The organism is Burkholderia sp. AU45388 (assembly GCF_030481585.1).
GTDB lineage: Bacteria > Pseudomonadota > Gammaproteobacteria > Burkholderiales > Burkholderiaceae > Burkholderia > Burkholderia sola.
Genome location: NZ_JAUJPV010000009.1, coordinates 167796 through 190834, shown reverse-complemented (window position 1 = coordinate 190834; position 23039 = coordinate 167796). Strand labels below are relative to the sequence as shown.

At 68.9% G+C, this 23039-nt stretch carries 23 protein-coding genes; 10 read left to right on the top strand and 13 right to left on the bottom strand.

Translation table 11 applies throughout. The annotated features are described in order from the left end of the window. The first annotated feature begins 124 nt into the window (after nucleotides 1-124). Nucleotides 125-625: an Lrp/AsnC family transcriptional regulator gene (locus tag QZM72_RS17495; RefSeq protein WP_006477992.1), complete on the top strand. Its 501-nt coding sequence runs from the start codon at nucleotides 125-127 to the stop codon at nucleotides 623-625. Here QZM72_RS17495 and QZM72_RS17490 read toward each other — a convergent pair. The 3 genes from QZM72_RS17490 to QZM72_RS17480 all read right to left on the bottom strand — a co-directional run bounded on the left by QZM72_RS17490 (nucleotide 612) and on the right by QZM72_RS17480 (nucleotide 3468). Then, the gene (locus QZM72_RS17490; RefSeq protein WP_089468311.1) at nucleotides 612-1124 is read right to left on the bottom strand and encodes a flavin reductase family protein; all 513 of its coding nucleotides are present in this window, start codon (nucleotides 1122-1124) and stop codon (nucleotides 612-614) included. The genes QZM72_RS17495 and QZM72_RS17490 overlap by 14 nt on opposite strands. A 275-nt stretch (nucleotides 1125-1399) precedes the next feature. Then, nucleotides 1400-2065: a hypothetical protein gene (locus tag QZM72_RS17485; RefSeq protein WP_301738741.1), complete on the bottom strand. Its 666-nt coding sequence runs from the start codon at nucleotides 2063-2065 to the stop codon at nucleotides 1400-1402. Beyond that, nucleotides 2062-3468 (bottom strand): selenium-binding protein SBP56-related protein, encoded by a 1407-nt coding sequence (locus tag QZM72_RS17480; RefSeq protein ID WP_089468309.1) that lies wholly within the window; start codon nucleotides 3466-3468, stop codon nucleotides 2062-2064. Before QZM72_RS17480 ends, QZM72_RS17485 begins: the two co-directional genes overlap by 4 nt. A gap of 590 nt (nucleotides 3469-4058) precedes the next feature. Here QZM72_RS17480 and msrA point away from each other — a divergent pair. Then, nucleotides 4059-4619: a peptide-methionine (S)-S-oxide reductase MsrA gene (msrA, locus tag QZM72_RS17475; protein WP_050017027.1), complete on the top strand. Its 561-nt coding sequence runs from the start codon at nucleotides 4059-4061 to the stop codon at nucleotides 4617-4619. Between the two features lie 22 nt (nucleotides 4620-4641). Here the strand turns inward: msrA and QZM72_RS17470 are convergent, their stop codons facing one another. The 3 genes from QZM72_RS17470 to pdxH all read right to left on the bottom strand — a co-directional run bounded on the left by QZM72_RS17470 (nucleotide 4642) and on the right by pdxH (nucleotide 7960). Next, on the bottom strand, nucleotides 4642-5949 hold the full coding sequence (locus QZM72_RS17470) for a DUF72 domain-containing protein (protein WP_301738740.1): 1308 nt from the start codon (nucleotides 5947-5949) through the stop codon (nucleotides 4642-4644). Nucleotides 5950-5972: 23 nt separating this feature from the next. After that, complete coding sequence (locus QZM72_RS17465; protein WP_089468306.1) at nucleotides 5973-7193, bottom strand: cyclopropane-fatty-acyl-phospholipid synthase family protein; 1221 nt, start codon at nucleotides 7191-7193, stop codon at nucleotides 5973-5975. A gap of 122 nt (nucleotides 7194-7315) precedes the next feature. Next, a complete protein-coding gene (gene pdxH, locus QZM72_RS17460; protein ID WP_301738739.1) occupies nucleotides 7316-7960 on the bottom strand; it encodes a pyridoxamine 5'-phosphate oxidase in 645 nt (214 codons plus the stop codon). 129 nt (nucleotides 7961-8089) lie between these two features. Between pdxH and QZM72_RS17455 the strand changes: the two genes are divergently transcribed. Beyond that, nucleotides 8090-8947, top strand: coding sequence for a ThiF family adenylyltransferase (locus QZM72_RS17455; RefSeq protein WP_050017033.1), 858 nt, complete (start codon nucleotides 8090-8092; stop codon nucleotides 8945-8947). A 233-nt stretch (nucleotides 8948-9180) separates the two neighbouring features. Here the strand turns inward: QZM72_RS17455 and trxA are convergent, their stop codons facing one another. Both trxA and QZM72_RS17445 read right to left on the bottom strand, forming a co-directional pair. Continuing rightward, nucleotides 9181-10029, bottom strand: coding sequence for a thioredoxin (gene trxA, locus QZM72_RS17450; protein WP_011694383.1), 849 nt, complete (start codon nucleotides 10027-10029; stop codon nucleotides 9181-9183). A gap of 52 nt (nucleotides 10030-10081) precedes the next feature. Continuing rightward, nucleotides 10082-10963: a pirin family protein gene (locus QZM72_RS17445; protein ID WP_089468303.1), complete on the bottom strand. Its 882-nt coding sequence runs from the start codon at nucleotides 10961-10963 to the stop codon at nucleotides 10082-10084. Between the two features lie 266 nt (nucleotides 10964-11229). Between QZM72_RS17445 and QZM72_RS17440 the strand changes: the two genes are divergently transcribed. Further along, nucleotides 11230-12108: an EamA family transporter gene (locus tag QZM72_RS17440; protein ID WP_301738763.1), complete on the top strand. Its 879-nt coding sequence runs from the start codon at nucleotides 11230-11232 to the stop codon at nucleotides 12106-12108. A gap of 44 nt (nucleotides 12109-12152) precedes the next feature. On the opposite strand, the gene QZM72_RS17435 is transcribed toward QZM72_RS17440, so the two are convergent. Together QZM72_RS17435 and tsaE are read right to left on the bottom strand one after the other, a co-directional pair. Continuing rightward, nucleotides 12153-13679: an N-acetylmuramoyl-L-alanine amidase gene (locus tag QZM72_RS17435; protein WP_089468301.1), complete on the bottom strand. Its 1527-nt coding sequence runs from the start codon at nucleotides 13677-13679 to the stop codon at nucleotides 12153-12155. Beyond that, nucleotides 13661-14212: a tRNA (adenosine(37)-N6)-threonylcarbamoyltransferase complex ATPase subunit type 1 TsaE gene (gene tsaE, locus QZM72_RS17430; RefSeq protein ID WP_301738738.1), complete on the bottom strand. Its 552-nt coding sequence runs from the start codon at nucleotides 14210-14212 to the stop codon at nucleotides 13661-13663. The genes QZM72_RS17435 and tsaE overlap by 19 nt, the downstream gene beginning before the upstream one ends. A 17-nt stretch (nucleotides 14213-14229) precedes the next feature. Here tsaE and queG point away from each other — a divergent pair, with 17 nt between their 5' ends. The 3 genes from queG (at nucleotide 14230) to xerD (ending at nucleotide 16954) form a co-directional block, all read left to right on the top strand. Next, on the top strand, nucleotides 14230-15465 hold the full coding sequence (gene queG, locus QZM72_RS17425) for a tRNA epoxyqueuosine(34) reductase QueG (RefSeq protein ID WP_301738737.1): 1236 nt from the start codon (nucleotides 14230-14232) through the stop codon (nucleotides 15463-15465). Nucleotides 15466-15530: 65 nt separating this feature from the next. Beyond that, nucleotides 15531-16001 (top strand): methylated-DNA--[protein]-cysteine S-methyltransferase, encoded by a 471-nt coding sequence (locus QZM72_RS17420; protein ID WP_089468298.1) that lies wholly within the window; start codon nucleotides 15531-15533, stop codon nucleotides 15999-16001. Further along, nucleotides 15998-16954 (top strand): site-specific tyrosine recombinase XerD, encoded by a 957-nt coding sequence (gene xerD / locus QZM72_RS17415; protein WP_301738736.1) that lies wholly within the window; start codon nucleotides 15998-16000, stop codon nucleotides 16952-16954. The genes QZM72_RS17420 and xerD overlap by 4 nt, the downstream gene beginning before the upstream one ends. A 75-nt stretch (nucleotides 16955-17029) precedes the next feature. Here xerD and QZM72_RS17410 read toward each other — a convergent pair whose 3' ends face one another. Beyond that, the gene (locus QZM72_RS17410) at nucleotides 17030-18592 is read right to left on the bottom strand and encodes a class I adenylate-forming enzyme family protein (RefSeq protein WP_301738735.1); all 1563 of its coding nucleotides are present in this window, start codon (nucleotides 18590-18592) and stop codon (nucleotides 17030-17032) included. Nucleotides 18593-18827: 235 nt separating this feature from the next. Here QZM72_RS17410 and ybaK point away from each other — a divergent pair, with 235 nt between their 5' ends. Together ybaK and plsY are read left to right on the top strand one after the other, a co-directional pair. After that, nucleotides 18828-19319, top strand: coding sequence for a Cys-tRNA(Pro) deacylase (gene ybaK / locus QZM72_RS17405; protein WP_301738734.1), 492 nt, complete (start codon nucleotides 18828-18830; stop codon nucleotides 19317-19319). 115 nt (nucleotides 19320-19434) lie between these two features. Then, nucleotides 19435-20076 (top strand): glycerol-3-phosphate 1-O-acyltransferase PlsY, encoded by a 642-nt coding sequence (plsY, locus tag QZM72_RS17400; protein WP_089468294.1) that lies wholly within the window; start codon nucleotides 19435-19437, stop codon nucleotides 20074-20076. Nucleotides 20077-20155: 79 nt separating this feature from the next. Here plsY and QZM72_RS17395 read toward each other — a convergent pair whose 3' ends face one another. Next, on the bottom strand, nucleotides 20156-20641 hold the full coding sequence (locus QZM72_RS17395) for a YajQ family cyclic di-GMP-binding protein (protein WP_006482217.1): 486 nt from the start codon (nucleotides 20639-20641) through the stop codon (nucleotides 20156-20158). A gap of 135 nt (nucleotides 20642-20776) precedes the next feature. Here QZM72_RS17395 and murB point away from each other — a divergent pair, with 135 nt between their 5' ends. Then, complete coding sequence (gene murB / locus QZM72_RS17390; RefSeq protein WP_301738733.1) at nucleotides 20777-21826, top strand: UDP-N-acetylmuramate dehydrogenase; 1050 nt, start codon at nucleotides 20777-20779, stop codon at nucleotides 21824-21826. 85 nt (nucleotides 21827-21911) lie between these two features. On the opposite strand, the gene argF is transcribed toward murB, so the two are convergent. Then, nucleotides 21912-22841 carry an ornithine carbamoyltransferase gene (gene argF, locus QZM72_RS17385; RefSeq protein ID WP_006482207.1) on the bottom strand — a complete coding sequence of 310 codons (930 nt, stop codon included), beginning with the start codon at nucleotides 22839-22841 and terminating at the stop codon, nucleotides 21912-21914. Between the last annotated feature and the right edge of the window lie 198 nt (nucleotides 22842-23039).

Below are 23039 nucleotides of genomic sequence, written 5' to 3'. Positions count from 1 at the left end.
ACGTTTCGATGAGTCGATCCTTCGAATGATAGGTGGACGCTCGCAGAAAGTGCTTGCGAAATAAACATGGACAATCCGCCAGATTGGCAGATAATTCGACTCAGAGGGAAAACGGGGACCAAAAATGCACGCGATCACGCTCGATGCCACCGACTGCCGGATTCTGGCGGTATTGCAGGAGGAGGGCAGAATCAGCAATCTCGACCTGGCCGAACGCATCTCGCTTTCGCCGTCCGCCTGTCTGCGCCGCATGCGCCTGCTCGAGGAGCAGGGCGTGATCGAGCACTATCGCGCGTGCCTGAGCCGCGAGAAGCTTGGCTTCGAGCTCGAGGCGTTCGTGCAGGTGTCGATGCGCAACGAAGAGAATCAATGGCACGAGCGCTTCGCGGAAGCGCTGCGCGAATGGCCGGAGGTGGTCGGCGCGTTCGTCGTGACCGGCGAGAGCCACTATCTGCTGCGCGTGCTCGCGCACAACCTCAAGCACTACTCGGATTTCGTGCTGAACCGCCTGTACAAGGCGCCGGGCGTGATGGACATCCGTTCGAACATCGTGCTGCAGACGCTGAAGGACGAAGCCGGCGCGCCGGTGGGGCTGGCGCGCACGGGGGCGATCAAAGCGGTGTGAGGCCGTGGAAGCCGCCGCCGTGGAACACGAGCGGCGGCGCGGTGTCCGATACGGCGCGCACGCCGCAGCGTTCCACTTCGCCGACGAAGATCACATGGTCGCCTTCGTCGTAGCGGCTGCGGTTGTGGCATTCGAACCATGCGAGCGCGCCGTCGAGCACGGGCATTCCCGAGTTGCCGGCCGCGTGCGCGATCCCTTCGAAGCGGTCGCCCTTGTAGGTCGAGAAGCGCTTGCACAGGTCGAGCTGCGACGCCGCGAGCACGTTCACCACGTAATGGCTGTTGCCGCGGAACACCGGTGTGGACGCCGATTTGTGCGCGAGGCTCCACAGCACGAGCGGCGGATCGAGCGACACCGAATTGAACGAGCTGGCGGTGATGCCGATCAACTGGCCGGACGGCGCACGCGTCGTGATCACCGTCACGCCCGTCGCGAACTGGCCGAGCGCCTGCCGGAACGCGGCCGCGTCGAAATCGGGCGGATTGGCGCGGCTCGTCATCGGGCAGCCATCCGGAACGGGGCGGGCGGGCGCGACACGACACGGGCGTGACGCGCGCGGCGGACGAAAGACGACGAGGCGGTCGAGTGGGAAGGGGTGTGCATGGCCCGATTTTAGCGGAATCGCGGTCGCCGGGCCCGGTCGGGCGGTGCATCGCGACGGCAGGGTGACGTAGCGAACACTGCGGCGCGTGGCCGGCGTCGCCATTCCGTCGCTTTTTTGACGGTGCGGCGTTCAGACCGACACCGTGTTGCCCGGCCGGCAGCGCGACCGCGCTATTGCGCCGCCGCCAGCCCGAGCGACAACGCCCCCGTCACGATCAGGCTCGACGCCCACACCGTATCGAGATTGAACCAGCTCCGCGACACGAACTTCAGCCCGAGATAGCGGTACACGAGCCACGCGAGCCCGCCGCCGGCGGCGATCATCGCGGCCGCATGCACGGCCGCGACGACGAGCGCCATCCCGAGATGCGCATCGACGAGTATTGCCGCCGCGCGGTGACCGGCATCCCGGTCGAGTCCGCACAGGCCGAGGTAGATCGGCACCAGCATCAACCCCGCGCCGTGCGCGAGCGCGACCGCGAACGACCACAGGCCGAGCCGCGCCGGCGCAATCCGCGCGAGCGCCCGCGGATGCCGGCGCCGGATCAGCAGCACCGCGCCGAAGCCGATCACGAGTGCGCTCGCGCCGATCCGGATCGCCGTCTGCCACGCGAGCAGCGCCGCGAGCAGCCCGAACGGCAGCATCACCGCGAACACGGCCAGCGCATGACCGAGCGCGAGATAGCCGAGCGCCGCGACGAGTGCGCGGCCGCGGCGCGTCATCAGCGCGTTCGACACCGCGAGCGGCCAGCCCATCGCCGGGTTGAGCCCGTGATAGACGCCGCTCGCGAGCACGGCCGCCCACAGCGCGAACGGCGCGTGAAGGCCGGCGCTCAACGCTTGACCGACGGATAGCAGAACGAGTCGGTCGAGCAGTCGCCGCCTTCGAGCCGGATCTGATGCGCGCGATAGCCGTCGGGGAATTCGACCCAGTAATCGTCGGCGAGCGTCAGCCCGCCGTCCGGCCCCGCATGCGCGAGCACCTGCGCGGCCGGCACGCCGTCCGGATAGAACTGGTCGTCCCACGTCGAATAGAGCGAATTGGTCCAGTACACGCGCCGGCCGTCGCGGCTGATCTCGACCATCTGCGGGCCGCCCGCGAACGCTCGGCCATTCGAGTGCGGCGCACGGCGCGCGATGCCGCCGATGCGCACCGACCCGGCGAGCACCGGGTGGTGCGGGTCCGACACGTCGTACTGGCGCATCTCGCCGGTGCCCCAGCACGACACGTACAGGAATCGGTCGTCGAGCGACAGGTCGATGTCGGTCACGAGCGGCGGCACCGCGCCGAATCCTTGCAGCAGCGGCGGCAGCTCATCGGCCGTGGCCGGCTCGGCCGGGATCGTCGCGGTCTTCTTCACATGGAACTTGCCGCCTTCGCGCCACCAGGTCCAGATCGAGCCTTCGAGATTGGTCGTGTCGACCACGACGCCGACGAATCCGTATTCGCGCACCGGGTCGTGCGCGGGCCGCACCTCGAGCGCCATCTGGTGCTGCGCGCCGAGATCGATCGTCTGCACGTTGCGCCGCGCGCGCAGGTCCCAGAAATGCAGCCGGTGCCCGTACTTGTTCGCGAGCAGATCCTCGGGGACGATCCCGTTCTCGAATTGCGGCGGCAGCGCCCATTCGCTCGACACCATGTAGTCGCGCGGCAGGTTCCACCAGAAGTCGTAATGCTTGTCCTGCGGGCCGCGGTCGATCTCCCAGCGGCCGAGCACGTCGAAGGTCTCGCAATCCATGATGAAGATGCCGGGCGCGCCGTCGGTGCCGTCCTTGCCCGCGCCGCCGAGCGTGCTCACATAGATGCCCTCGGGCCCGCAATGCACGGTGTGCGGCCGCGAATAGCCGGTCTTCGCGAAGATCTCGTCGGGCTCGACGATCTTGTGGATGCGCGCCTGCGTCGGGTGCGGCTTCGTGTCGATCACGTAGATGCGCGACGAGCGCAGGCCCGGGATGATCAGGAAGCGGCGCTCGAGGAATGCATGCCCGGTGAGCGGCGACAGCGCCGACGAGCATGCATTCCAGCCGAAGTGGTGAAACTCGTCGCCGGTGTTCGGCATCGTCACCGTATGCACGATCTTGCCGTACGTCGACGAACCGGGCTTCACGTCGATCACGGCAAGCGCGTCGGGTCTGGAAAAATCGGGGCTCAGCAACAACGTATAGGCAAACTCCTCCGCCGGCGCCTGCATCGCAAGCTCGGGCGAAGCGTGAAACGTCGGGTCGGGCCGCATGCTCATGGTGATGCCTCCTCGATGGGTCTGGATCGCGAGCGCACGGCCGTTCGTTGCGGGCGTGCGGGTCGGGATGGCCGCGCGGCGTGCATCGTGCCGGCGGGGGCGATCGACGCACGGACGCACGTGTCGGTGCCACGCGCGGCGCCGTGCATCAGATCGTGAAAGCAGGGAAAGCGGGTAACGGCGACCGGCCGGATCGCCGCGCCGCGGGCGGGGCGGACGGGCGGCGACGTGATGAAGCCGTCGAAGCGGCGCCCCGCGGCGCGGCAGCGGCCGGGCGGGTGACGCGGGTGAATGCTGTTAAGGCATGCATAGCGATGTTCCGGCAGATGATGTTGGCATCAGGGTCGGGCATGCATCGAACGCTGCGCGCGTGACCGCGGGTTTGCCGCCGCGCTGGCGCGTGCCTAAGTGTAGACGAGAATCGGTAGGCGAGTCGGGCGCGGCGCCTGCGGGATCTGCCAGGTTCGCGCGCGAGTGAGATACTTGCCGGAGTGCCGCGGTGACCCGTATCACGGGCGCGCAGCGGCGGGATGGAACGGTGGCAGCCGGCACGGGCGTGCCGCTGCCGTCATCAACGAGGGTCTGAATTCATGGGGAACGAGATGCTTGAAACCGCGACTTTGGGAGGCGGGTGTTTCTGGTGCACGGAGGCCGTGTTTCTCGACGTCGACGGCGTGACGGCCGTCCAGTCGGGTTATGCGGGCGGCCATACGCGCAACCCCGGCTACCGCGACATCTGCGAAGGCGACACCGGCCACGCGGAAGTCGTCAACGTGACGTTCGATCCGGCGCGCATCGGCTATCGCGAGATCCTCGAGATCTTCTTCGCGACGCACGATCCGACCACGCTGAACCGGCAGGGCAACGACGTCGGCACGCAGTACCGGTCGGTCGTGTTCACGCATTCGGATGCGCAGCGCGACACGGCGCTCGACGTGATCCGCGAGCTCGAGCGCGAGCAGGTGTTCGGCCAGCCGATCGTCACGCAGGTCGTGCCGCTCGACGGCAACTACTGGCCGGCCGAGGACTACCATCAGAACTATTACGCGCGGAACCCGGGGCAGGGCTACTGCTCGGTCGTGATCGGGCCGAAGCTCGCGAAATTCCGGCAGAAGTTCTCGCACCGGCTGAAGTCGCTGCGCGGCGCGTAAGCGACGGCGGCGCAAGCCGCGCTCACGCCGCCTCGTTGCGCCACTGCGCGCACGCGGCGGCGATTTCGCGTGCGAGCGCGATGCACGACAGCGGCGCGGAGCCTTCCGCCTTGTTGTTGATCGTGATGATCACCGGCTGCCCGGCGAGCGCATAGCGCGCGGCCAGTTCGGCGAGCGCCGAGCGCGTGGCCGGATCCTCGTCGACGAGCTTGTCGAACGGCTCGTATTTCGCCTTCGCCTGCTCGTACTTGAAACCGCCGTGCAGGCTCCAGCGCACGATCAGCGGGCCCGGCGCGTCGCCGTCGAGCAGCGCGAGCGCGGCGGCCTGGCGCAGCGGGTCGGGCATCCGCGCATGCAGGCCGACGCAGTAGCGCACGCCGAGCGCGGCCAATGCGCGGATGAAGCGCGGCGTGAGCAGGCTCGCGTCGCGGATCTCGATCGCGTAGCGCGTGCCGTCGGCGTCCGGCGGCAGCGGCGGCAGCGCCGCGAAGAACGCGGCGAGCCGGTCGATCAGCGCGGCCGGTTCCGCGAGCAGCTGATCGGGCAGCGGCGAGAACTGGAACACGAGCACGCCGGCTTTCCGGCCGAGCCCGTCGAGGCACGGCTGAACGAATTCGCGGGCCGCGAGCTGGGCATCGAGGAAGGTCGGGTTCGGCCCGGACGGCTCGCCGCGCCGGCCGCGGATCACCGCGTCGGTCACCGCGGCCGGCGCCTTCACGACGAAACGGAAATCGTCCGGCACCTGCTGCGCGTAGCGCAGGTAATCGGCCACCGACAGCGGCCCGTAGAACGACCGGTCGAGGCTCACGCTCTTCAGCAGCGGATGCGCGCCGTACGCTTCGAGCCCTTCGCGCGACAGCTTCGTCTGCGCGAAATCGCCGTCGTAGACGATGCCGTTCCAGCCGGGGAAATACCACGACGACGTGCCGAGCCGCACGTTCGGCGGCAGGCCGGCCGCGGCTTCAGCCACGTCTGCCGAGATCGGTGCCGGGAGCACGCCACGCTTGCGGCGGCCTTGCTTCGGCGCGGCGGCCGGTGGAGACGGTTCGTCCCACAGCAGGCCGGATGACGGGGCGGGCTCGTCGTGAGCGTCATCGGCGGTGGGGCGGGAGGCCGTCCGGGCGGGCCGCGCCGGTCGCGCGTCTTCCGGTGCGTGCGGCGTCACGTGCTCATCGGGGCCGGCGGGGCGATCGTCGTCGGCCGGCGACGCGCGTGCGGCGTCCGTCGGCACGCCGAACAGGTCGAATTGCCCGTCGGCGTGCGACGCGTCGGCGTCGTCGCGCGGCTGTCGTTGCGGCGGCGCCTTGCGCCGCGTCCTGCCGTCACCCATGCATGCCCTGCGTGATGCGCCGCCTAGCGCGGCAGCGCGTGTTCGTACATGTAGCGCCGCGACCACGGCAGCGTTTTCGCGCTGCGTCCGGCCTTGCGGCACACGATCTGGAAGATCGACACGTCGTCGTGCTCGAACGCATACGCGCAGCCGGCGAGATACACGCGCCAGATGCGGAATTTTTCGTCGTCGACGAGCTTTCTCGCTTCTTCCGCTTTCGCTTCGAAGTTTTCCGTCCAGATATCGAGCGTGCGCGCATAGTGCCGGCGCAGGCTTTCGACGTCAACCGCCTCGAGTCCGCCGCGCTGCGCCGCTTCGAGCGCGAGGCTGATGTGCGGCAGCTCGCCGTCCGGGAACACGTAGCGATCGATGAATTCGCCGCCGCCGAGCGCCGTTTCGCCGCTTTCCGCGTCGGTCGACGTGATCCCGTGGTTCATCGCGATGCCGTCGTCGGCGAGCAGTTCACGCACGCGCGAGAAGTAGAGCGGCAGGTTCTTGCGGCCGACGTGCTCGAACATCCCGACGCTCGTGATCCGGTCGAACTGGCCTTCGATCTCGCGGTAATCCTGCAGACGAATCTCGATCTTGTCTTCGAGCCCCGCCGCCTTCACGCGCGCGGTCGCGAGGTCGAACTGGTTCTGCGACAGCGTCACGCCGAGACACGTCGCGCCGAACTTCTGCGCGGCGCGCAGCACGAGCGCGCCCCAGCCGCAGCCGATGTCGAGCAGGCGCTGGCCGGGCTGCAGCTGGATCTTCGTCAGGATGTGGTCGATCTTCTTGATCTGCGCGGTGGCGAGATCCTCGTCGCCGTTCTCGAAGTACGCGCACGAGTACACCATGTTCTCGTCGAGCCACAGCTGGTAGAACTCGTTCGACACGTCGTAGTGGTACTGGATCGCCTTCTTGTCGGTGCTCTTCGTGTGATTGAAGTAGCGCTTCACGCGTGCGAGCTTGCTCGCGCTCGTCACGGTGCTGCGCGCGAGCGAGTAGCCGATGTTGATGATGTCCGACAGCTTGCCCTCGATGTCGATCTTGCCCTTCACGTACGCCTCGCCGAGATTGTCGAGGCTCGGTTCGAGCAGCAGCGGCAACGCCGATGCACTGTTCACCTTCAGCGTGACCTGCGGCGCGCTGAAGGTGCCGAAATCGAGTTGATCGCCGTTCCACAGCACGAGTCGCGCCGGTATGTTCGCTTTTGCCCGTACTTCATCCGCCCACTGTGCCAGCTTCTTTTCCCAGAACATTTGGATTCTCCGTTTGTTCGTTGAATCGAATACAGCCAAGTATCTTGACCGGCGCCCCACCACTTGCGGCGCAGGCACCCGGATGCAACACGAGACACGACCGGCGTGCGCCGGCGCCGCGCTTACGGCGACAGGCGCGAGATCGTCCAGCCCGGCGCCGCCGCGGCGTCGCGCGTATAGAGCAGGCGGTCGTGCAGCCGCGACGGGCGCCCCTGCCAGAACTCGATCGTGTCGGGCACGAGGCGGTAGCCGCCCCAGTGCGGCGGGCGCGGCGGGTTGTCGCCGTAGCGTTCGCTGACGGCTTTCTCGCGCGCTTCGAGCGTCGCGCGGCCGTCGATCACGGTGCTCTGGTCCGACGCCCATGCGCCGATGCGCGAGCCGAGCGGGCGCGACGCGAAATAGCGGTCGCTTTCTTCCGCGCTGGTTTTCTCGATCCGGCCTTCGATGCGCACCTGGCGCTCGAGCTCGATCCAGTAGAACAGCAACGCGGCCTGCGGATGCACGGCGAGATCGTGGCCCTTGCGGCTTTCGTAATTGGTGAAGAAGACGAACCCGCGTTCGTCGACGCCCTTGATGAGCACGATCCGGGCCGACGGCCGGCCGTCGGCGCCGACGGTCGCGAGCGTCATCGTGTTCGGCTCGGGCAGCTTGGCGGCGAGCGCCTCCTTGAACCAGCGATCGAACTGGGCGAAGGGATCGGGGGCGGCATCGGCTTCGTCGAGCGAAGCACGCGAATAGTTGATGCGGAGATCGGCGAGAGTCGTCATGTTATGCAAACGCTTCAATCTGGGGGCCAGTATAGCGAACGCGCAAAAATCGTGCGTGCACAGTCGGGCGAGGGGGCGAGGAGTTCAGGCAAAATAGAGGGCTGCACGACTTACGTTTTCCTTGCTGCCATGTCCTCCGCCGACGCTGCCCCGCCCCGTTCTTCCGATCTTACCCCGACCCCGGAAATCCAGCTTGACGTGGATCGCGCGCGGCGTTTCGGCGGCGTCGCGCGTCTGTACGGCGCGCCGGCGGCGGCCGCGTTCGAGCGCGCGCACGTCGCGGTGATCGGGATCGGCGGCGTCGGGTCGTGGGTGGCCGAGGCGCTCGCGCGCAACGCGGTCGGCACGCTGACGCTGATCGATCTCGACAACGTCGCGGAAAGCAACACGAACCGGCAGGTTCATGCGCTCGACGGCAATTACGGCAAGCCGAAGGTCGACGCGATGGCCGAGCGGATCGCGCTGATCGATCCCGCGTGCCGCGTGAACCGCATCGAGGATTTCGTCGAGCCCGACAATTTCGACGCGCTGCTCGGCGGCGGCTTCGACTACGTGATCGACGCGATCGACAGCGTGCGCACGAAGGTCGCGCTGATCGCGTGGTGCGTCGCGAAACGGCAGCCGTTGATCGTCGTCGGCGGCGCGGGCGGGCAGCTCGACCCCACGCGCATCCGCATCGACGATCTCGCGCTGACGATCCAGGATCCGCTGCTGTCGAAGGTGCGTGCGCAGTTGCGCAAGCAGCACGGTTTTCCGCGCGGGCCGAAGGCGCGCTTCAAGGTCAGCGCCGTGTATTCGGACGAGCCGCTGATCTATCCGGAAGCGGCGGCCTGCGACATCGAGGACGGCGCGGAGCCGTCGGCGGCCGCGCATGTCGCGGGGCTCAACTGTGCGGGCTTCGGTTCGAGCGTGTGCGTGACCGCGAGTTTCGGTTTCGCGGCGGCCGCGCATGCGTTGCGGGCGATCGCGGCACAGGCGGCCGGCTGAGCGCGCGGCGCGCGGGTCGCGAATGAGCATGTCGCGGCGCGGCCGGCGTGCCGTGCACGAGTCGGCAGGTGACGGCGAGCCAGCCGGGCCGTCGCGGCCCGGCCTTTCGCGGCCCGGCCGTTCGCGGCCTGGCCCTTCGCGGCCTGGCCCTTCGCGGCCTGGCCCTTCGCGGCCTGGCCCTTCGCGGCCTGGCCCTTCGCGGCCTGGCCCTTCGTGGCCCGGCCGCTCGTGCGTCAGTTGAGCGCCATGCTCAGCTTGCGCCGCCATGCGGCGACGAGGTCGGGGCGATCGCCGGCCAGTTCGAACACCGAGATCATCGTGCGGCGGCCGAGGTCGTCGCCATATGCGCGATCGCGCGTCACGATTTCCAGCAACTGTTCCAGCGCCCCTTCGTATGCGCGTCGCGCGATCAGGCTCTGCGCGAGGTCGAAGCGCGCGTCGAGATCGGCCGGGTTCGCCGCGATGCGCGCTTCGAGCGCGTCGGTCGGCGGCAGGTCGGCCGTGGCGTCGAGCGCGTCGAAACGGGTCTTGATCGCCTGGTAGCGCGGGTCGCCGTTCTGCACGGTCTGCGGCGACAGGCGCTCGGTCTCCGCGCGCGCGGCGTCGACCTCGTTGCGCGCGAGCAGCAGCTCGATGAGGTCGAGGCGCGCGTCGTCGTAGCCGGGGTTCAGCGCGAGCGCCGCTTCGAGGTGCGCGAGCGCATCGTCGAAGCGCTGTTCGGCCATCGCATACTGCGCGGCGCGGCGCTCGGCTTCCTCGGCCGCCGGCAGCAGCCGGTCGAGGAACGCGCGCAACTGCCCTTCGGGCAGCACGCCGACGAACTGATCGACCGGCCGCCCGTCGGCGAACGCGATCACGTGCGGGATGCTGCGCGTCTGGAAGTGCGCGGCGAGTTCCTGGTTCTCGTCGACGTTGACCTTCACGAGCTTCCAGCGGCCGGCGTAATCGGCTTCGAGCTTTTCCAGCAGCGGGCCGAGCGTCTTGCACGGGCCGCACCACGGCGCCCAGAAGTCGACCAGCACGGGCGTGTCCAGCGACGCCTCGATGACGTCTTTCTCGAATGTGGCAAGCGTGGTGTCCATGTCGTTCTCTTCCGTTCGAATATCGTCAGGATGGGGGCGGCGCGCCGCTTTTTCAACGCGGCTTCGATTCGGGCAGCGGAATCCACTCGGTCTCGCCGGGCACCTTGCCCATCTCCTGGCGCGTCCACGCCGCTTTCGCGCGCTCGATCGCGTCGCGGCTGCTCGCGACGAAATTCCATTCGATGAAGCGTTCGCCGTCGATCCGGTCGCCGCCGAGCAGCATCGCGCGCGCGCCGCTGCCGCTCGCGAGCGTGACGGTCGCGCCCGGCGCGAGCAGGGCCATCCGTTCGGCCGGCACCGGCGTGCCGTCGATCGCGAGCTCGCCGTCGACCACGTAGACCGCGCGCTCCTCGTGCGACGCATCGAGTTCGAGCCGGCCGCCGGCCGCGAATTCGGCCGCGACGTACAGCGTGCGCGAGAACGTCGTCACGGGCGAATGCAGCCCGAATGCGTCGCCGGCGATCACCGTCAGCGCGACGCCGTTTTCATCGCGCTTGGGCAGCGTGTCGGCCGCGTGGTGCTCGAACGACGGCTCGGTGGTCTCGTGCGTTTTCGGCAGCGCGACCCAGGTCTGGATGCCGTGCACGGTGTGGCCGCTCGCGCGCTGCGCGTCGGGCGTACGCTCGGAGTGCACGATCCCGCGGCCGGCCGTCATCCAGTTCACGTCACCGGGCACGATTTCCTGCAGCGAGCCGAGGCTGTCGCGGTGCAGGATCGCGCCGTCGAACAGGTAGGTGACCGTCGCGAGCCCGATGTGCGGATGCGGGCGCACGTCTAGCCCCGCGCCGGCCGGCAGCGCGGCGGGCCCCATGTGATCGAAGAAGATGAACGGGCCGACGAGGCGGGCGGCGAGCGCGGGCAGCGTGCGGCGCACCTGCAGGTTGCCGATGTCGCGTACGTGCGGCTTCAGCAGGGCTTTGATCGAGTCGGTCATGGCGGGCCTTCGTGGGGAACGGCTGGATTGACGGTCATTGTACTGGCGGCCCGGTGGCGCGCGTGACGGGGCGCGCGAAAGGCGCGAGGCGGCCGCGGCAGGCACGTGTCGTGCGGCCTTCATCGTGTCGCGCAAGTCGCTGCGTTGCACCACCCGCCGCCCGTCGCCGATTCGATGCACGCCGCGCGGGTATCGGGCGCGGCGGCGAAACCCGGTAGACTGACCGGCTTCACCACGACCATTCGACAATCGAGGAGACGCCGATGATGGCCCCGAAGGACTTGCTGCTCGCGCTGGTCGTGATCCTCGCATGGGGCGTGAACTTCGTCGTGATCAAGGTCGGCCTGCACGGCATGCCGCCGATGCTGCTCGGCGCGCTGCGCTTCACGCTCGCGGCCGTGCCCGCGGTGTTCTTCGTGCGCCGGCCGCAGATTTCGTGGCGGCTGCTGGTGCTGTACGGCGCGACGATCCAGCTCGGCCAGTTCGTGTTCCTGTTCACCGGCATGTACGTCGGGATGCCGGCCGGCCTCGCGTCGCTCGTGCTGCAGTCGCAGGCGTTCTTCACGCTGGTGTTCGCGATGCTGTTCCTCGGCGAGCGGCTGCGCGTGCAGAACCTGGTCGGGCTCGCGATCGCCGCGGGCGGGCTCGTCGTGATCGCCGCGCAAGGCGGCCGCGCGATGACGCTCGCGGGCTTCCTGCTGACGATCTGCTCGGCCGCGATGTGGGCCATCGGCAATATCGTCACGAAGAAGGTCGGGAAGGCGAACCTCGTGTCGCTCGTCGTGTGGGCGAGCCTCGTGCCGCCCGTGCCGTTCTTCCTGCTGTCGCTGTGGTTCGAAGGGCCGAAACGGATCGCGACCGCGCTCGCGGGGCTCGACGGCGCGTCGATCTTCGCGGTCGTCTATCTCGCGTTCGTCGCGACGCTGCTCGGCTACGGGCTGTGGAGCCGCCTGCTGTCGCGCTATCCGGCCGCGCAGGTCGCGCAATTCTCGCTGCTGGTGCCGATCGTCGGGCTCGCGTCGTCGTCGCTGCTGCTGGACGAGCATCTGACGCAATCGCAGCTGATCGGCGCCGCGCTCGTGATGGGCGGGCTCGCGGTGAACGTGTTCGGCGGGAAACTGCTGAGCCGCTTCGCGGCGTCGTGACGCGCCGGCACGCGCTGCGTGCCGGCGGCAGGGAAGGATGGCGCTCAGGCCATCCGGCTCTTCGCGAGCGGCGGATTCGCGGCGAAATAGCGCTTGATGCCGCGGAAGATCGCGTCGGCCATCTCGTCGCGATAGCTGTCGTCGTTGAGGCGGCGCTCTTCGTCCGGGTTGCTGATGAACGCGGTCTCGACGAGGATCGACGGAATGTCGGGCGCCTTCAGCACCGCGAACCCGGCCTGCTCCACCGAGCCCTTGTGCAGCTTGTTGATCCCGCCCACCTCCTTCAGCACGTAGTTGCCGTAGCGCAGCGAGTCGCGGATCTGCGCGGTCGTCGACATGTCGAACAGCGCGCGGTTCACCGCCGCGTCCGCCGTCTTGATGTTGATGCCGCCGATCAGGTCCGACGAATTTTCCTTGTTCGCCATCCAGCGCGCCGCGGCGCTCGTCGCGCCGTGGTCGGACAGCGCGAACACCGACGAGCCGCGCGCGGACGGCGTCGTGAACGCGTCCGCGTGGATCGACACGAAGAGATCCGCGCCGACGCGGCGCGCTTTCTGCACGCGCACGTTCAGCGGCACGAAGAAATCGGCGTCGCGCGTCATCATCGCGCGCATGTTCGGCGCGGCGTCGATCTTCGCGCGCAGCTTCTTCGCGATGTCGAGCGCGATGTGCTTCTCGTACGTGCCGCCGCCGCCGATCGCGCCCGGATCCTCGCCGCCGTGGCCCGGATCGATCGCGACCGTCAGCAGGCGCACGGTGCCGCCCTTGCCCGATTTCGGCGCGGTGAACTTGTAGGTGTCGTCGTCGTTGTCGTCGCGGCGCGCGATGACGGGCGGCGGCTTGACGGCCGGCTTCGCGGGCGTCGATGGCGTGCCGGCGGCCGGCGGCGTGTGCGGCGCGGCCGGCGTGTTCTGCGCGAAACGCTGGAAGAACGCGTCGCTGTTGTCGCCCGCGCCCGCGCCGGGCGGCGGGGTGCCCGGGCCGGCCAGCGTGGACGGCGGCTGCATCTGCTGCGCGCGCGCGGTGTCGTTGAGCGCCTGTTCCTTGCGTTCCGTCTGCGCGATCAGGTCGGACAGCGGATCGGGCGCGACGGCCGGATACAGGTCGAACACGAGCCGGTACTTGTAGGTGCCGACGGGCGGCAGCGTGAACACCTGCGGCTTCACCGAGCCCTTCAGGTCGAACACCATCCGCACGACGTGCGGCTGATACTGGCCGACGCGCACCGACTGGATCTGCGGATCGTTCGGCGCGATCTTCGATACGAGATCGCGCAGCGACTGGTCGAGGTCGAGGCCGTTCAGATCGACGACCAGACGGTCGGGACCCTGCAGCAGTTGTTGGCTATTCTGCAGCGGCTGGTCGGATTCGATCGTGACGCGCGTGTAATCGCGTGCGGGCCACACGCGCACGCCGAGCACCGACGACGCGTGCGCGAGCCGCGGCGCGACGAGACCGAGCACCAGCGTCGACGCCCCCGCGCGCAGGATCTGACGGCGGCGCCAGTTGTGCGTCGCGGTGGCCGCCGATTCGATCGAGCGGAACGGTTTGATCAACATCTTTCGAGACATGCCTTTCCTGAAGCGCTGTACGCCCGGACGGTGAGGGCACGGCCGTCGCCGTCCACGTCGAGCGAGAAAACCAGATCGGGCACGCCGAGCAGCGCGCCCGCCTGTTGCGGCCATTCGACGAGGCAGATCGCGCTGGAATTGAAATATTCGCGAAAGCCTGCATCGGACCATTCGGCCGGATCGTTGAATCGGTACAGATCGAAGTGATAGACCTCGAGTTCCCCATCGCTGCGTTCGAGCGCGTACGGCTCGACGAGCGTATAGGTCGGGCTGCGCACGCGGCCCGGGTGGCCGAGGCCGCGCAGGATCGCGCGCACGAGGGTCGTCTTGCCCGCGCCGAGATCGCCGACCAGCTGGATCTGCAGCCCGTCGAACGCATGGGCGCGGTCGAGCTCGATGCGCGCCGCGTCGAGCGCGTGCGCGAAGCGGGTGCCGAAGGCCTCGGTTGCCGCTTCGTCGGCGAGCGCGATCACGCGCTCCGCGAGCGGGGCGGGCAACGTGGCTTGAGGCGGTTGGCTGGACGTGGCTGGCATTCTCGTAAAATAGTGCGATGAACCGACTACCGGAACGCGCCGCATCCGACCGGCCTTCGACTCGTGCCGAAGGCGCGGCGCCGTGCGCGCTCGACGATGCGGCGTTGACTGCGCTCGCCGCTCGCATCAGGGCGTGGGGGCGCGAATTGGGTTTCGGGGCGATCGGCATCGGCGACACCGATCTCTCGGATGCCGAAGCGGGCCTCGCCGCCTGGCTGGAAGCCGGATACCACGGCGAAATGGATTATATGGCGAAACATGGGATGAAACGCGCGCGGCCGGCCGAACTTGTGGCCGGTACGCGACGCGTGATCTCCGTGCGGCTCGCCTATTTGCCGGCCCAAACGCTCGCCGGCGACGCGCCCGGCGACGAGCCCGGCGCGCTCGCGCCGCACGACTGGCGCGCGCGCGAACGGGCGCGGCTCGACGATCCGCAGGCGGCCGTCGTGTCGATCTATGCGCGCGGCCGCGACTATCACAAGGTATTGCGCAACCGGCTGCAGACGCTCGCGGAGCGCATCGAGCACGAGATCGGCGGGTTCGGCTACCGCGTGTTCACCGATTCGGCGCCCGTGCTCGAGGTCGAGCTCGCGCAGAAGGCCGGGGTCGGCTGGCGCGGCAAGCACACGCTGCTGCTGCAGCGCGATGCCGGCTCGCTGTTCTTTCTCGGCGAGATCTACGTCGACCTGCCGCTGCCGACCGACGCGCATACGTCGCCCGACACCGCGCCCGAGACGCCCGGCGCGCACTGCGGCAGCTGCACGCGCTGCATCGACGCGTGCCCGACCGGCGCGATCGTCGAGCCGTACCGCGTCGATGCGCGCCGCTGCATCTCGTACCTGACGATCGAACTGAAAGGCAGCATCCCCGAGCCGCTGCGGCCGATGATCGGCAATCGCGTGTACGGCTGCGACGACTGCCAGCTCGTGTGCCCGTGGAACAAGTTCGCGCAGGCCGCGCCCGTCGCCGATTTCGACGTGCGGCACGGCCTCGACCGCGCGACGCTCGTCGAGCTGTTCGCGTGGGACGCGGAGACGTTCGACACGCGGATGCAGGGCAGCGCGATCCGGCGCATCGGCTACGAAAGCTGGCTGCGCAATCTCGCGGTCGGGCTCGGCAATGCGCTGCGCGCCGGCGCGGACCGGCTCGCGCCGCCCGCGCGCGACGCGATCGTCGCCGCGCTGCGCGCCCGCGCCGACGATCCGTCGCCGGTCGTGCGCGAGCATGTCGAATGGGCGCTGCGAGCGGCGTGAAGGCGGCGTAAAGTGTCGTCGGCGCGCGGGCAGCACCGCGCGCGTCCCCTGGTCAGGAGAAGGCAATGTTCAACGCAGTCATCGACGCGCCGTTCGGCAAGGTCGGCATCCGCACGGATGCCGCGGTGGTGCGCGAGATCGTCTATTTGCCTGAATCGATGAAGTCGGTCGATCCGGATTCACCGCTCGCGAAGCGCGCGGTCGAGCAGATCGAACGTTATTTCGAGCGCGCATCGGCGCGCTTCGACCTGCCGCTCGCCGACGTCGGCAGTGCATTCCAGCACCGCGTGTGGGACGTGATCAGTGACATCCCGCCCGGTACGGTGCTGACCTACGGCCAGGTCGCGAAGCGGATCGGCAGCGCGCCGCGCGCGGTCGGCCAGGCGTGCGGCGGGAACTACTTCCCGCTCGTGATCCCGTGCCATCGCGTCGTCGCGGCGGGCGGCCTCGGCGGGTTCGCGAACCACGACGACAACGGCTATTACCAGAAAGTGAAGCGCTGGCTGCTGGCGCACGAAGGCGTGCCGTACCCATGAGCGAACCGATGATGTCCCCCGACGCCGACAACGACGCCGACACCGTCGCGGCATCCCCCGCGCTGCTCGCGAGCCGCGCATCGATCGACGTGTTCTGCGATGCGCTGTGGCTCGAGCACGGGCTCGCGCGCAACACGCTCGATGCGTACCGGCGCGACCTGGCGCTGTTTTCCCACTGGCTGGCCGCGACGCACGACGCGCCGCTCGACTCGGCCGACGAGGCGATGGTGACCGGCTACATCGCCGCGCGCAGCGACGGCAAGGCGACCTCGTCGAACCGGCGGCTGTCGGTGTTCCGTCGCTATTACGGCTGGGCCGTGCGCGAGCATCGCGCGAGCGCCGACCCGACGCTGCGGATCACGTCCGCGAAACAGGCGGCCCGGTTCCCGTCGACGCTGTCCGAGGCGCAGGTCGAGGCGCTGCTCGGCGCGCCCGACATCGGCACGCCGCTCGGCCTGCGCGATCGCACGATGCTCGAGCTGATGTACGCGAGCGGGCTGCGCGTGAGCGAGCTCGTGACGCTGAAGACGGTGGAGGTCGGCCTCAACGAAGGCGTCGTGCGCGTGATGGGCAAGGGGTCGAAGGAGCGGCTCGTGCCGTTCGGCGAAGTCGCGCACGGCTGGATCGAACGCTACCTGCGCGACGCGCGGCCGGCGCTGCTCGGCGCACGCGCGGCCGATGCGCTGTTCGTGACCGCGCGCGGCGACGGGATGACGCGCCAGCAGTTCTGGAACATCATCAAGCGTCACGCGCAGCAGGCCGACGTGCGCGCGCACCTGTCGCCGCACACGCTGCGGCACGCGTTCGCGACGCACCTGCTGAACCACGGCGCCGACCTGCGCGTCGTGCAGTTGCTGCTCGGCCACAGCGACATCTCGACCACGCAGATCTATACGCACGTCGCGCGCGAGCGGCTCAGGACGCTGCACGCGCAGCATCACCCGCGCGGCTGACGCGCGACGCGGGCATGCGGTGCGGTGCGGCGTGGTGGGGCGCCGGTGCAGGTTCCCCCGCGTAGGGCGGCCGCGTCAGACCAGCTCGCGCAGCCGGTGCTTGAGCACCTTGCCGGTCGACGCGGCCGGCAGCGCATCGAGCACGCGGATGTGCGCAGGGCGTTTGTAAGCGGTGAGCCGATCCGCGCACCACGCGTGCAATGCCGCCTCGTCCGCCGTCGCACCGGGCACCAGCTCGACGAACGCGAGCACTTCCTCGTTGCCTTCGATCGCGCGGCCGATCACGGCCGCCTGCACGACGTCCGGATGCGCGTTCAGCACCTGTTCGACTTCGACCGGATATACGTTGAAGCCCGAACGGATGATCAGCTCCTTGCTGCGGCCCGCGATTGTCACCGCGCCGTCCGCGTCCTGCCGCGCGAGATCGCCGGTGCTCAGCCAGCCGTCCGGCGACACGGCCGCGCGCGTCGCGTCCGCGTCGCGGTAGTAGCCGAGCATCACGTTCGGCCCGCGCACGCGGATCTCGCCGACTTCGCCCGGCCGCACGTCGGTGCCCCCCGGCGCGACGATCCGGACCTCGATGCCGGGAATCGGCACGCCGACCGAACTGTCCGCGCGCGGCGCGTCGAGCGGCGTCTGGGTGATCGTCGGGCTGCTTTCGGTCATCCCGTAGCCGTTGTGCAGCGGCACGCCGTACAGGCGCTCGACGCGGGCCTTCAGGTTCGTATCGAGCGGCGAGCCGCCCGAATACGCGAAGCGCAGCCGCGGCGCGCGCCATGCGTGGCCATGCGTGTGCAGGTGTTCGAGCAGCTTCGCGTGCATCGCGGGCACGCCCTGGAAGATCGTCACGCCTTCATCGGCGAGGGCGACACGCACGGCTTCCGGCGAGAAGCGCGGCGCGAGCCGCAGCGTCGCGCCCGCGTACAGGCTGCCGACGCACACGGACGCGAGCCCGTACACGTGCGACACGGGCAGCACCGTGTAGACGACGTCGTCCGGCGACACGCGGCGCAGCGTGCTCGATATCGCCGCGATGAACAGCAGGTTGCGGTGCGACAGCATCACGCCTTTCGGCGTGCCGGTCGTGCCCGTCGTGTAGATCAGCGCCGCGCACTGCCCGGCGCCGTCGGCGGCCACCGGTTCGGCGGGCGCGCCCGCATCGACGCGATACGACCACGCGCCGACGTCGACCGGCAGCGCGCCGGCGGGCGTCGCGCCGAGCCGCTCGGCGTGGGCGCGCGCATCGGCCGATGCGTCGATCGTGAACGCGATCAGCTTCGGACGCGCGTGCGCGGCGATCGCGTCGAGCTCGGCGGCCGACAGCCGCGCGTTCGACACGAGCGCCCATGCGTCGATGCGGGCGGCCGCGAACAGCAGCACGATCTGCGCGACGCAGTTTTCCGCGACGATCATCACGCGGTCGCCGCCTTGCACGCCGAGGCTCGCGAGCCGCGCGGCCGCCGCGTCGACGGCCTGCGCCAGCTCGCCGTACGACAGCCGGCGCGCATCCTCGATCAGCGCCGGATGCGCGGGCGACTGCGCGGCCCGGTGCGCGGGCACGTCGGCGATGCGGCGCGGCAGCGCGGCGAGCAGCGCATCGACGTCGAGCGATTCGGATGAACGGATGGGCGAGGACATGGCGTCTCCAGATGAAGGGCCGGCGGCGGCCGACGATATTTGCGAACGATCGTGCCATGGCGATGCACGCACCACAATCAGCCAATCGGACAATAGCGCTTCACGATGTTCGCAACGATGATGGGCACACGCGCGACGGCGATGCGGCGGGCCGGCGGAAAACGGGCCGCGAGTATACCGTCGGCGCGGGCACGCCATTGCGCGCGCGCCGATCGTTCGCCATTAAAATGCCGCCATGAGCAAATCCAGACACGTGTCCGAAACCCCCGCGACCCAGTTGCTGCGCCGTCATGGCGTCGCATTCGGCGAGCATCCGTACGACTACGTCGAGCACGGCGGCACCGGCGAATCGGCGCGCCAGCTCGGCGTCGACGAGCACAGCATCGTGAAGACGCTCGTGATGGAAGACGAGCACGCGAAGCCGCTGATCGTGCTGATGCACGGCGATCGCACCGTGTCGACGAAGAATCTCGCGCGTCAGATCGGCGCGAAGCGCGTCGAGCCGTGCAAGCCCGAGGTCGCGAACCGCCATTCGGGCTATCTGGTCGGCGGCACGTCGCCGTTCGGCACGCGCAAGACGATGCCCGTCTACGTCGAGGCGACGATCCTCGCATTGCCGACGATCTACCTGAACGGCGGCCGGCGCGGCTACCTCGTCAGCCTCGCGCCGGCAGTGCTCACGTCGCTGCTCGACGCGCAGCCCGTGCAGTGCGCGAGCGTCGACTGAGGGTTTCACCTTCGTGGCACCCGGCGCCCGTTCGGTAGAATGGGCGCCGTTTCGGCCTGCCGGCTTGCCGCGCCCGGCCGTCCTTTCCCGATACGTTGAAAGAAGAGTCCTCCGCATGCAGATCCTGCTCGCCGCCCTCGTTGCCTACCTGATCGGTTCGGTGTCGTTCGCCGTCGTCGTCAGTTCCGTGATGGGCCTGGCCGACCCGCGTTCGTACGGATCGAAGAATCCCGGCGCGACCAACGTGCTGCGCAGCGGCAACAAGAAGGCCGCGATCCTGACGCTCGTCGGCGACGCGTTCAAGGGCTGGATCGCCGTCTGGCTCGCCCGGCACTTCGGCCTGCCCGACGTCGCGGTCGCGTGGGTCGCGATCGCCGTGTTCCTCGGCCACCTGTACCCGGTGTTCTTCCGCTTCCAGGGCGGCAAGGGCGTCGCGACCGCGGCCGGCGTACTGCTCGCCGTGCATCCGGTGCTCGGGCTCGCGACCGCGCTCACCTGGCTGATCGTCGCGTTCTTCTTCCGCTATTCGTCGCTCGCGGCGCTGGTGGCGGCCGTATTCGCGCCGGTGTTCGACGTGTTCCTGTTCGGCATGCCGGGCCACAACCCGATCGCATGGGCCGTGCTCGCGATGAGCGTGCTGCTCGTGTGGCGTCACCGCGGCAACATTTCGAAGCTGCTCGCGGGGCAGGAGAGCCGGATCGGCGACAAGAAGAAGGCGGCCGCCAACGGCGGCGCGCAGGACGGCGGGAAGGCCTGAGAAAGCGCGGCGCTGGCCGCGCGCCGGGCGCGCCGCGTGTGCGGGGCCCGGCCGGATGACGCGACGCGGCGGTTGCCGGTCAGTCGCGGAAGTTGTTGAAGTCGAGCGGCGTGTCGGTCACGTCCTTGCGCAGCATCGCGATCGTGCTCTGCAGGTCGTCGCGCTTCGTGCCCGAAATGCGCACCGCGTCGCCCTGGATGCTTGCCTGCACCTTGATCTTGCTGTCCTTCACGAGGCGCACGATCTTCTTTGCCAGGTCGCCCGTCACGCCCTTCTTCACGGTGACGATCTGTTTGACCTTGTCGCCGCCGATCTTCTCGACCTTGCCGTAGTCGAGAAAGCGCACGTCGACGTTGCGCTTGGCCAGCTTGCCGATCAGCACGTCCTTGACCTGGCCGAGCTTGAAATCGTCGTCGGCGAACAGCGTCAGCTCGCGCTCCTTCTGTTCGACGCGCGCGTCGGAGCCCTTGAAGTCGAAGCGCGTCGAAATTTCCTTGTTCGACTGCTCGATGGCGTTCTTCACTTCGATCATGTTCGCTTCGGAAACGACGTCGAACGATGGCATGGCATTCTCCCTTGAGATGCGGGCACCCGGCTCGCGCGCAGGCACTCGCTATAATTGCGGACTGTTTGCCATTTTACCGATGCCCCTCCGTTTGCCCAAGGCCGGCCAGCGCCGCCCGGGCCGACGTGACCGCGAATGCCGATGCCCCCTGACGATTCCGCCCTGTCGCTGCTTCCCGACCATCCGCTCGCCGCGCACAACACGTTCGGCATCGCCGCGCGCGCGCGCTTCGCGGCGCGCATCACGCAGGCGGCGCAGTTCGAGGCGCTGCATCGCGACCCGCGGGTCGCGGCCCTGCCGCAGCTCGTGCTCGGCGGCGGCAGCAATATCGTGTTCACGCGCGATTTCGACGGCGTCGTGCTGCTCGACGAGATCGCGGGCCGCCGCGTCGTGCGCGAGGATGAAGACGCGTGGTACGTCGAGGCCGGCGGCGGCGAGAACTGGCACGCGTTCGTCGCGTGGACGCTCGAGCACGGGATGCCGGGCCTCGAGAATCTCGCGCTGATCCCGGGCACCGTCGGCGCCGCGCCGATCCAGAACATCGGCGCGTACGGCCTCGAGATGAAGGCGTATTTCGATTCGCTGGTCGCGGTCGAGCTGGCGACGGGGCGCAGCGAGCGCTTCGACGCCGCGCGCTGCGCGTTCGGCTATCGAGACAGTTTCTTCAAGCGGGAAGGGCGCGGCCGGTTCGCGATCGTCTCGGTGACGTTCCGGCTTCCGAAGCAATGGACGCCGCGGCTTGGCTACGTGGACGTCACGCGCGAGCTCGACGCGCGCGGCATCGCGCCCGATGCGGCGACGCCGCGCGACGTGTTCGACGCGGTCGTCGCGATCCGCCGCGCGAAGCTGCCCGATCCGCTGGTGCTCGGCAATGCGGGCAGTTTCTTCAAGAATCCGGTGATCGACGCCGCGCAGTTCGAGGCGCTGCGCGCCCGCGTGCCGGAGGTCGTGTCGTATCCACAGCCGGACGGGCAGGTGAAGCTCGCGGCCGGCTGGCTGATCGACCGCTGCGGCTGGAAGGGGCGCGCACTCGGGGCGGCGGCCGTGCACGACCGCCAGGCGCTCGTGCTCGTCAATCGCGGCGGCGCGACCGGCGCCGACGTGCTGGCGCTGGCGCGGGCGATCCAGGCCGACGTGCGCGCGCGGTTCGGCGTCGAGCTGGAGGCGGAGCCGGTCTACCTGTAACGGCGCGCGTGCCGGTTTCGGCGCGCCCAAGCGAAAAGCGCCGATCGTCGACCGGCGCTTTTTTACGCGTGTGCGTTGCCGCGCGTCAGTGCTTGAGGCGGCCGAGCAGCAGGAACTCCATCAGCGCCTTCTGCACGTGCAGGCGGTTTTCCGCTTCGTCCCACACGACGCTCTGCGGGCCGTCGATCACGCCGGCCGTCACTTCCTCGCCGCGGTGCGCGGGCAGGCAGTGCATGAAGAGGGCATCCGGGTTCGCATGGCCCATCATTTCCTCGTCGACGCACCAGTCGGCGAACGCCTGCTTGCGCGCTTCGTTCTCGGCCTCGAAACCCATGCTCGTCCATACGTCGGTCGTCACGAGATCGGCGCCCTTGCACGCTTCGTTCGGATCGTCGAACACCTCGTAGAACGGCGCGCTGTCGGGCGACACGAGCTTCATGTCGAGCGCATAGCCGGGCGGGGTGGACAGGCGCAGCTTGAAGCCGAGGATCTGCGCGGCTTCGATCCACGTGTACAGCATGTTGTTCGCGTCGCCGACCCACGCGACGGTCTTGCCGGCGATCGGGCCGCGGTGCTCGTAGTACGTGAAAATATCGGCGAGCACCTGGCACGGGTGGTATTCGTTCGTCAGGCCGTTGATCACCGGCACGCGGGAATTCTGCGCGAAGCGCGTGATCACGTCCTGCTCGAACGTGCGGATCATGATGATGTCGACCATCCGCGAGATGACCTGTGCGGAATCCTCGACGGGTTCGCCGCGGCCGAGCTGCGTGTCGCGCGTGCTCATGAAGACGGCGTGGCCGCCGAGCTGGAAGATCCCGGCCTCGAACGACAGGCGCGTGCGCGTCGAGCTTTTCTCGAAGATCATCGCGAGCGTGCGGTCGTGCAGCGGGTGATAGGTCTCGTAGTTCTTGAACTTGCGCTTCAGGATACCCGTGCGTTCGAGCACGTACTCGTAGTCTTCCAGCGAGAAATCCTTGAACTGCAGGTAGTGACGAATGGTTTTGGCGGTCATGAAACGAAATACGGCGGGTCTCACCCGGCCGCGAGGCCGGACGGCGCCGCCGTCGGGTGTGGATAACTCAAAGCAGCATAAAGGATTTTCTGTGCTTTGACGAGCCGTGGAGCGACGCGGGGCAGGATCGCCGCTCGCGACCGGCCACTCGGGGAGGCGGGCGTCGGGACGCCGCGCAATGGCGCGCTGCGGTATAAT

What these genes read in the sequence shown, in the direction of transcription:
- QZM72_RS17495 (WP_006477992.1), top strand. Translation starts at nt 125, where the DNA reads ATGCACGCGATCACGCTCGATGCCACCGACTGCCGGATTCTGGCGGTA.
- QZM72_RS17490 (WP_089468311.1), bottom strand. Translation starts at nt 1,124, where the DNA reads ATGACGAGCCGCGCCAATCCGCCCGATTTCGACGCGGCCGCGTTCCGG.
- QZM72_RS17480 (WP_089468309.1), bottom strand. Translation starts at nt 3,468, where the DNA reads ATGAGCATGCGGCCCGACCCGACGTTTCACGCTTCGCCCGAGCTTGCG.
- msrA (WP_050017027.1), top strand. Translation starts at nt 4,059, where the DNA reads ATGGGGAACGAGATGCTTGAAACCGCGACTTTGGGAGGCGGGTGTTTC.
- QZM72_RS17470 (WP_301738740.1), bottom strand. Translation starts at nt 5,949, where the DNA reads ATGGGTGACGGCAGGACGCGGCGCAAGGCGCCGCCGCAACGACAGCCG.
- QZM72_RS17465 (WP_089468306.1), bottom strand. Translation starts at nt 7,193, where the DNA reads ATGTTCTGGGAAAAGAAGCTGGCACAGTGGGCGGATGAAGTACGGGCA.
- pdxH (WP_301738739.1), bottom strand. Translation starts at nt 7,960, where the DNA reads ATGACGACTCTCGCCGATCTCCGCATCAACTATTCGCGTGCTTCGCTC.
- QZM72_RS17455 (WP_050017033.1), top strand. Translation starts at nt 8,090, where the DNA reads ATGTCCTCCGCCGACGCTGCCCCGCCCCGTTCTTCCGATCTTACCCCG.
- trxA (WP_011694383.1), bottom strand. Translation starts at nt 10,029, where the DNA reads ATGGACACCACGCTTGCCACATTCGAGAAAGACGTCATCGAGGCGTCG.
- QZM72_RS17445 (WP_089468303.1), bottom strand. Translation starts at nt 10,963, where the DNA reads ATGACCGACTCGATCAAAGCCCTGCTGAAGCCGCACGTACGCGACATC.
- QZM72_RS17440 (WP_301738763.1), top strand. Translation starts at nt 11,230, where the DNA reads ATGGCCCCGAAGGACTTGCTGCTCGCGCTGGTCGTGATCCTCGCATGG.
- QZM72_RS17435 (WP_089468301.1), bottom strand. Translation starts at nt 13,679, where the DNA reads ATGTCTCGAAAGATGTTGATCAAACCGTTCCGCTCGATCGAATCGGCG.
- tsaE (WP_301738738.1), bottom strand. Translation starts at nt 14,212, where the DNA reads ATGCCAGCCACGTCCAGCCAACCGCCTCAAGCCACGTTGCCCGCCCCG.
- queG (WP_301738737.1), top strand. Translation starts at nt 14,230, where the DNA reads ATGAACCGACTACCGGAACGCGCCGCATCCGACCGGCCTTCGACTCGT.
- QZM72_RS17420 (WP_089468298.1), top strand. Translation starts at nt 15,531, where the DNA reads ATGTTCAACGCAGTCATCGACGCGCCGTTCGGCAAGGTCGGCATCCGC.
- xerD (WP_301738736.1), top strand. Translation starts at nt 15,998, where the DNA reads ATGAGCGAACCGATGATGTCCCCCGACGCCGACAACGACGCCGACACC.
- QZM72_RS17410 (WP_301738735.1), bottom strand. Translation starts at nt 18,592, where the DNA reads ATGTCCTCGCCCATCCGTTCATCCGAATCGCTCGACGTCGATGCGCTG.
- ybaK (WP_301738734.1), top strand. Translation starts at nt 18,828, where the DNA reads ATGAGCAAATCCAGACACGTGTCCGAAACCCCCGCGACCCAGTTGCTG.
- plsY (WP_089468294.1), top strand. Translation starts at nt 19,435, where the DNA reads ATGCAGATCCTGCTCGCCGCCCTCGTTGCCTACCTGATCGGTTCGGTG.
- QZM72_RS17395 (WP_006482217.1), bottom strand. Translation starts at nt 20,641, where the DNA reads ATGCCATCGTTCGACGTCGTTTCCGAAGCGAACATGATCGAAGTGAAG.
- murB (WP_301738733.1), top strand. Translation starts at nt 20,777, where the DNA reads ATGCCGATGCCCCCTGACGATTCCGCCCTGTCGCTGCTTCCCGACCAT.
- argF (WP_006482207.1), bottom strand. Translation starts at nt 22,841, where the DNA reads ATGACCGCCAAAACCATTCGTCACTACCTGCAGTTCAAGGATTTCTCG.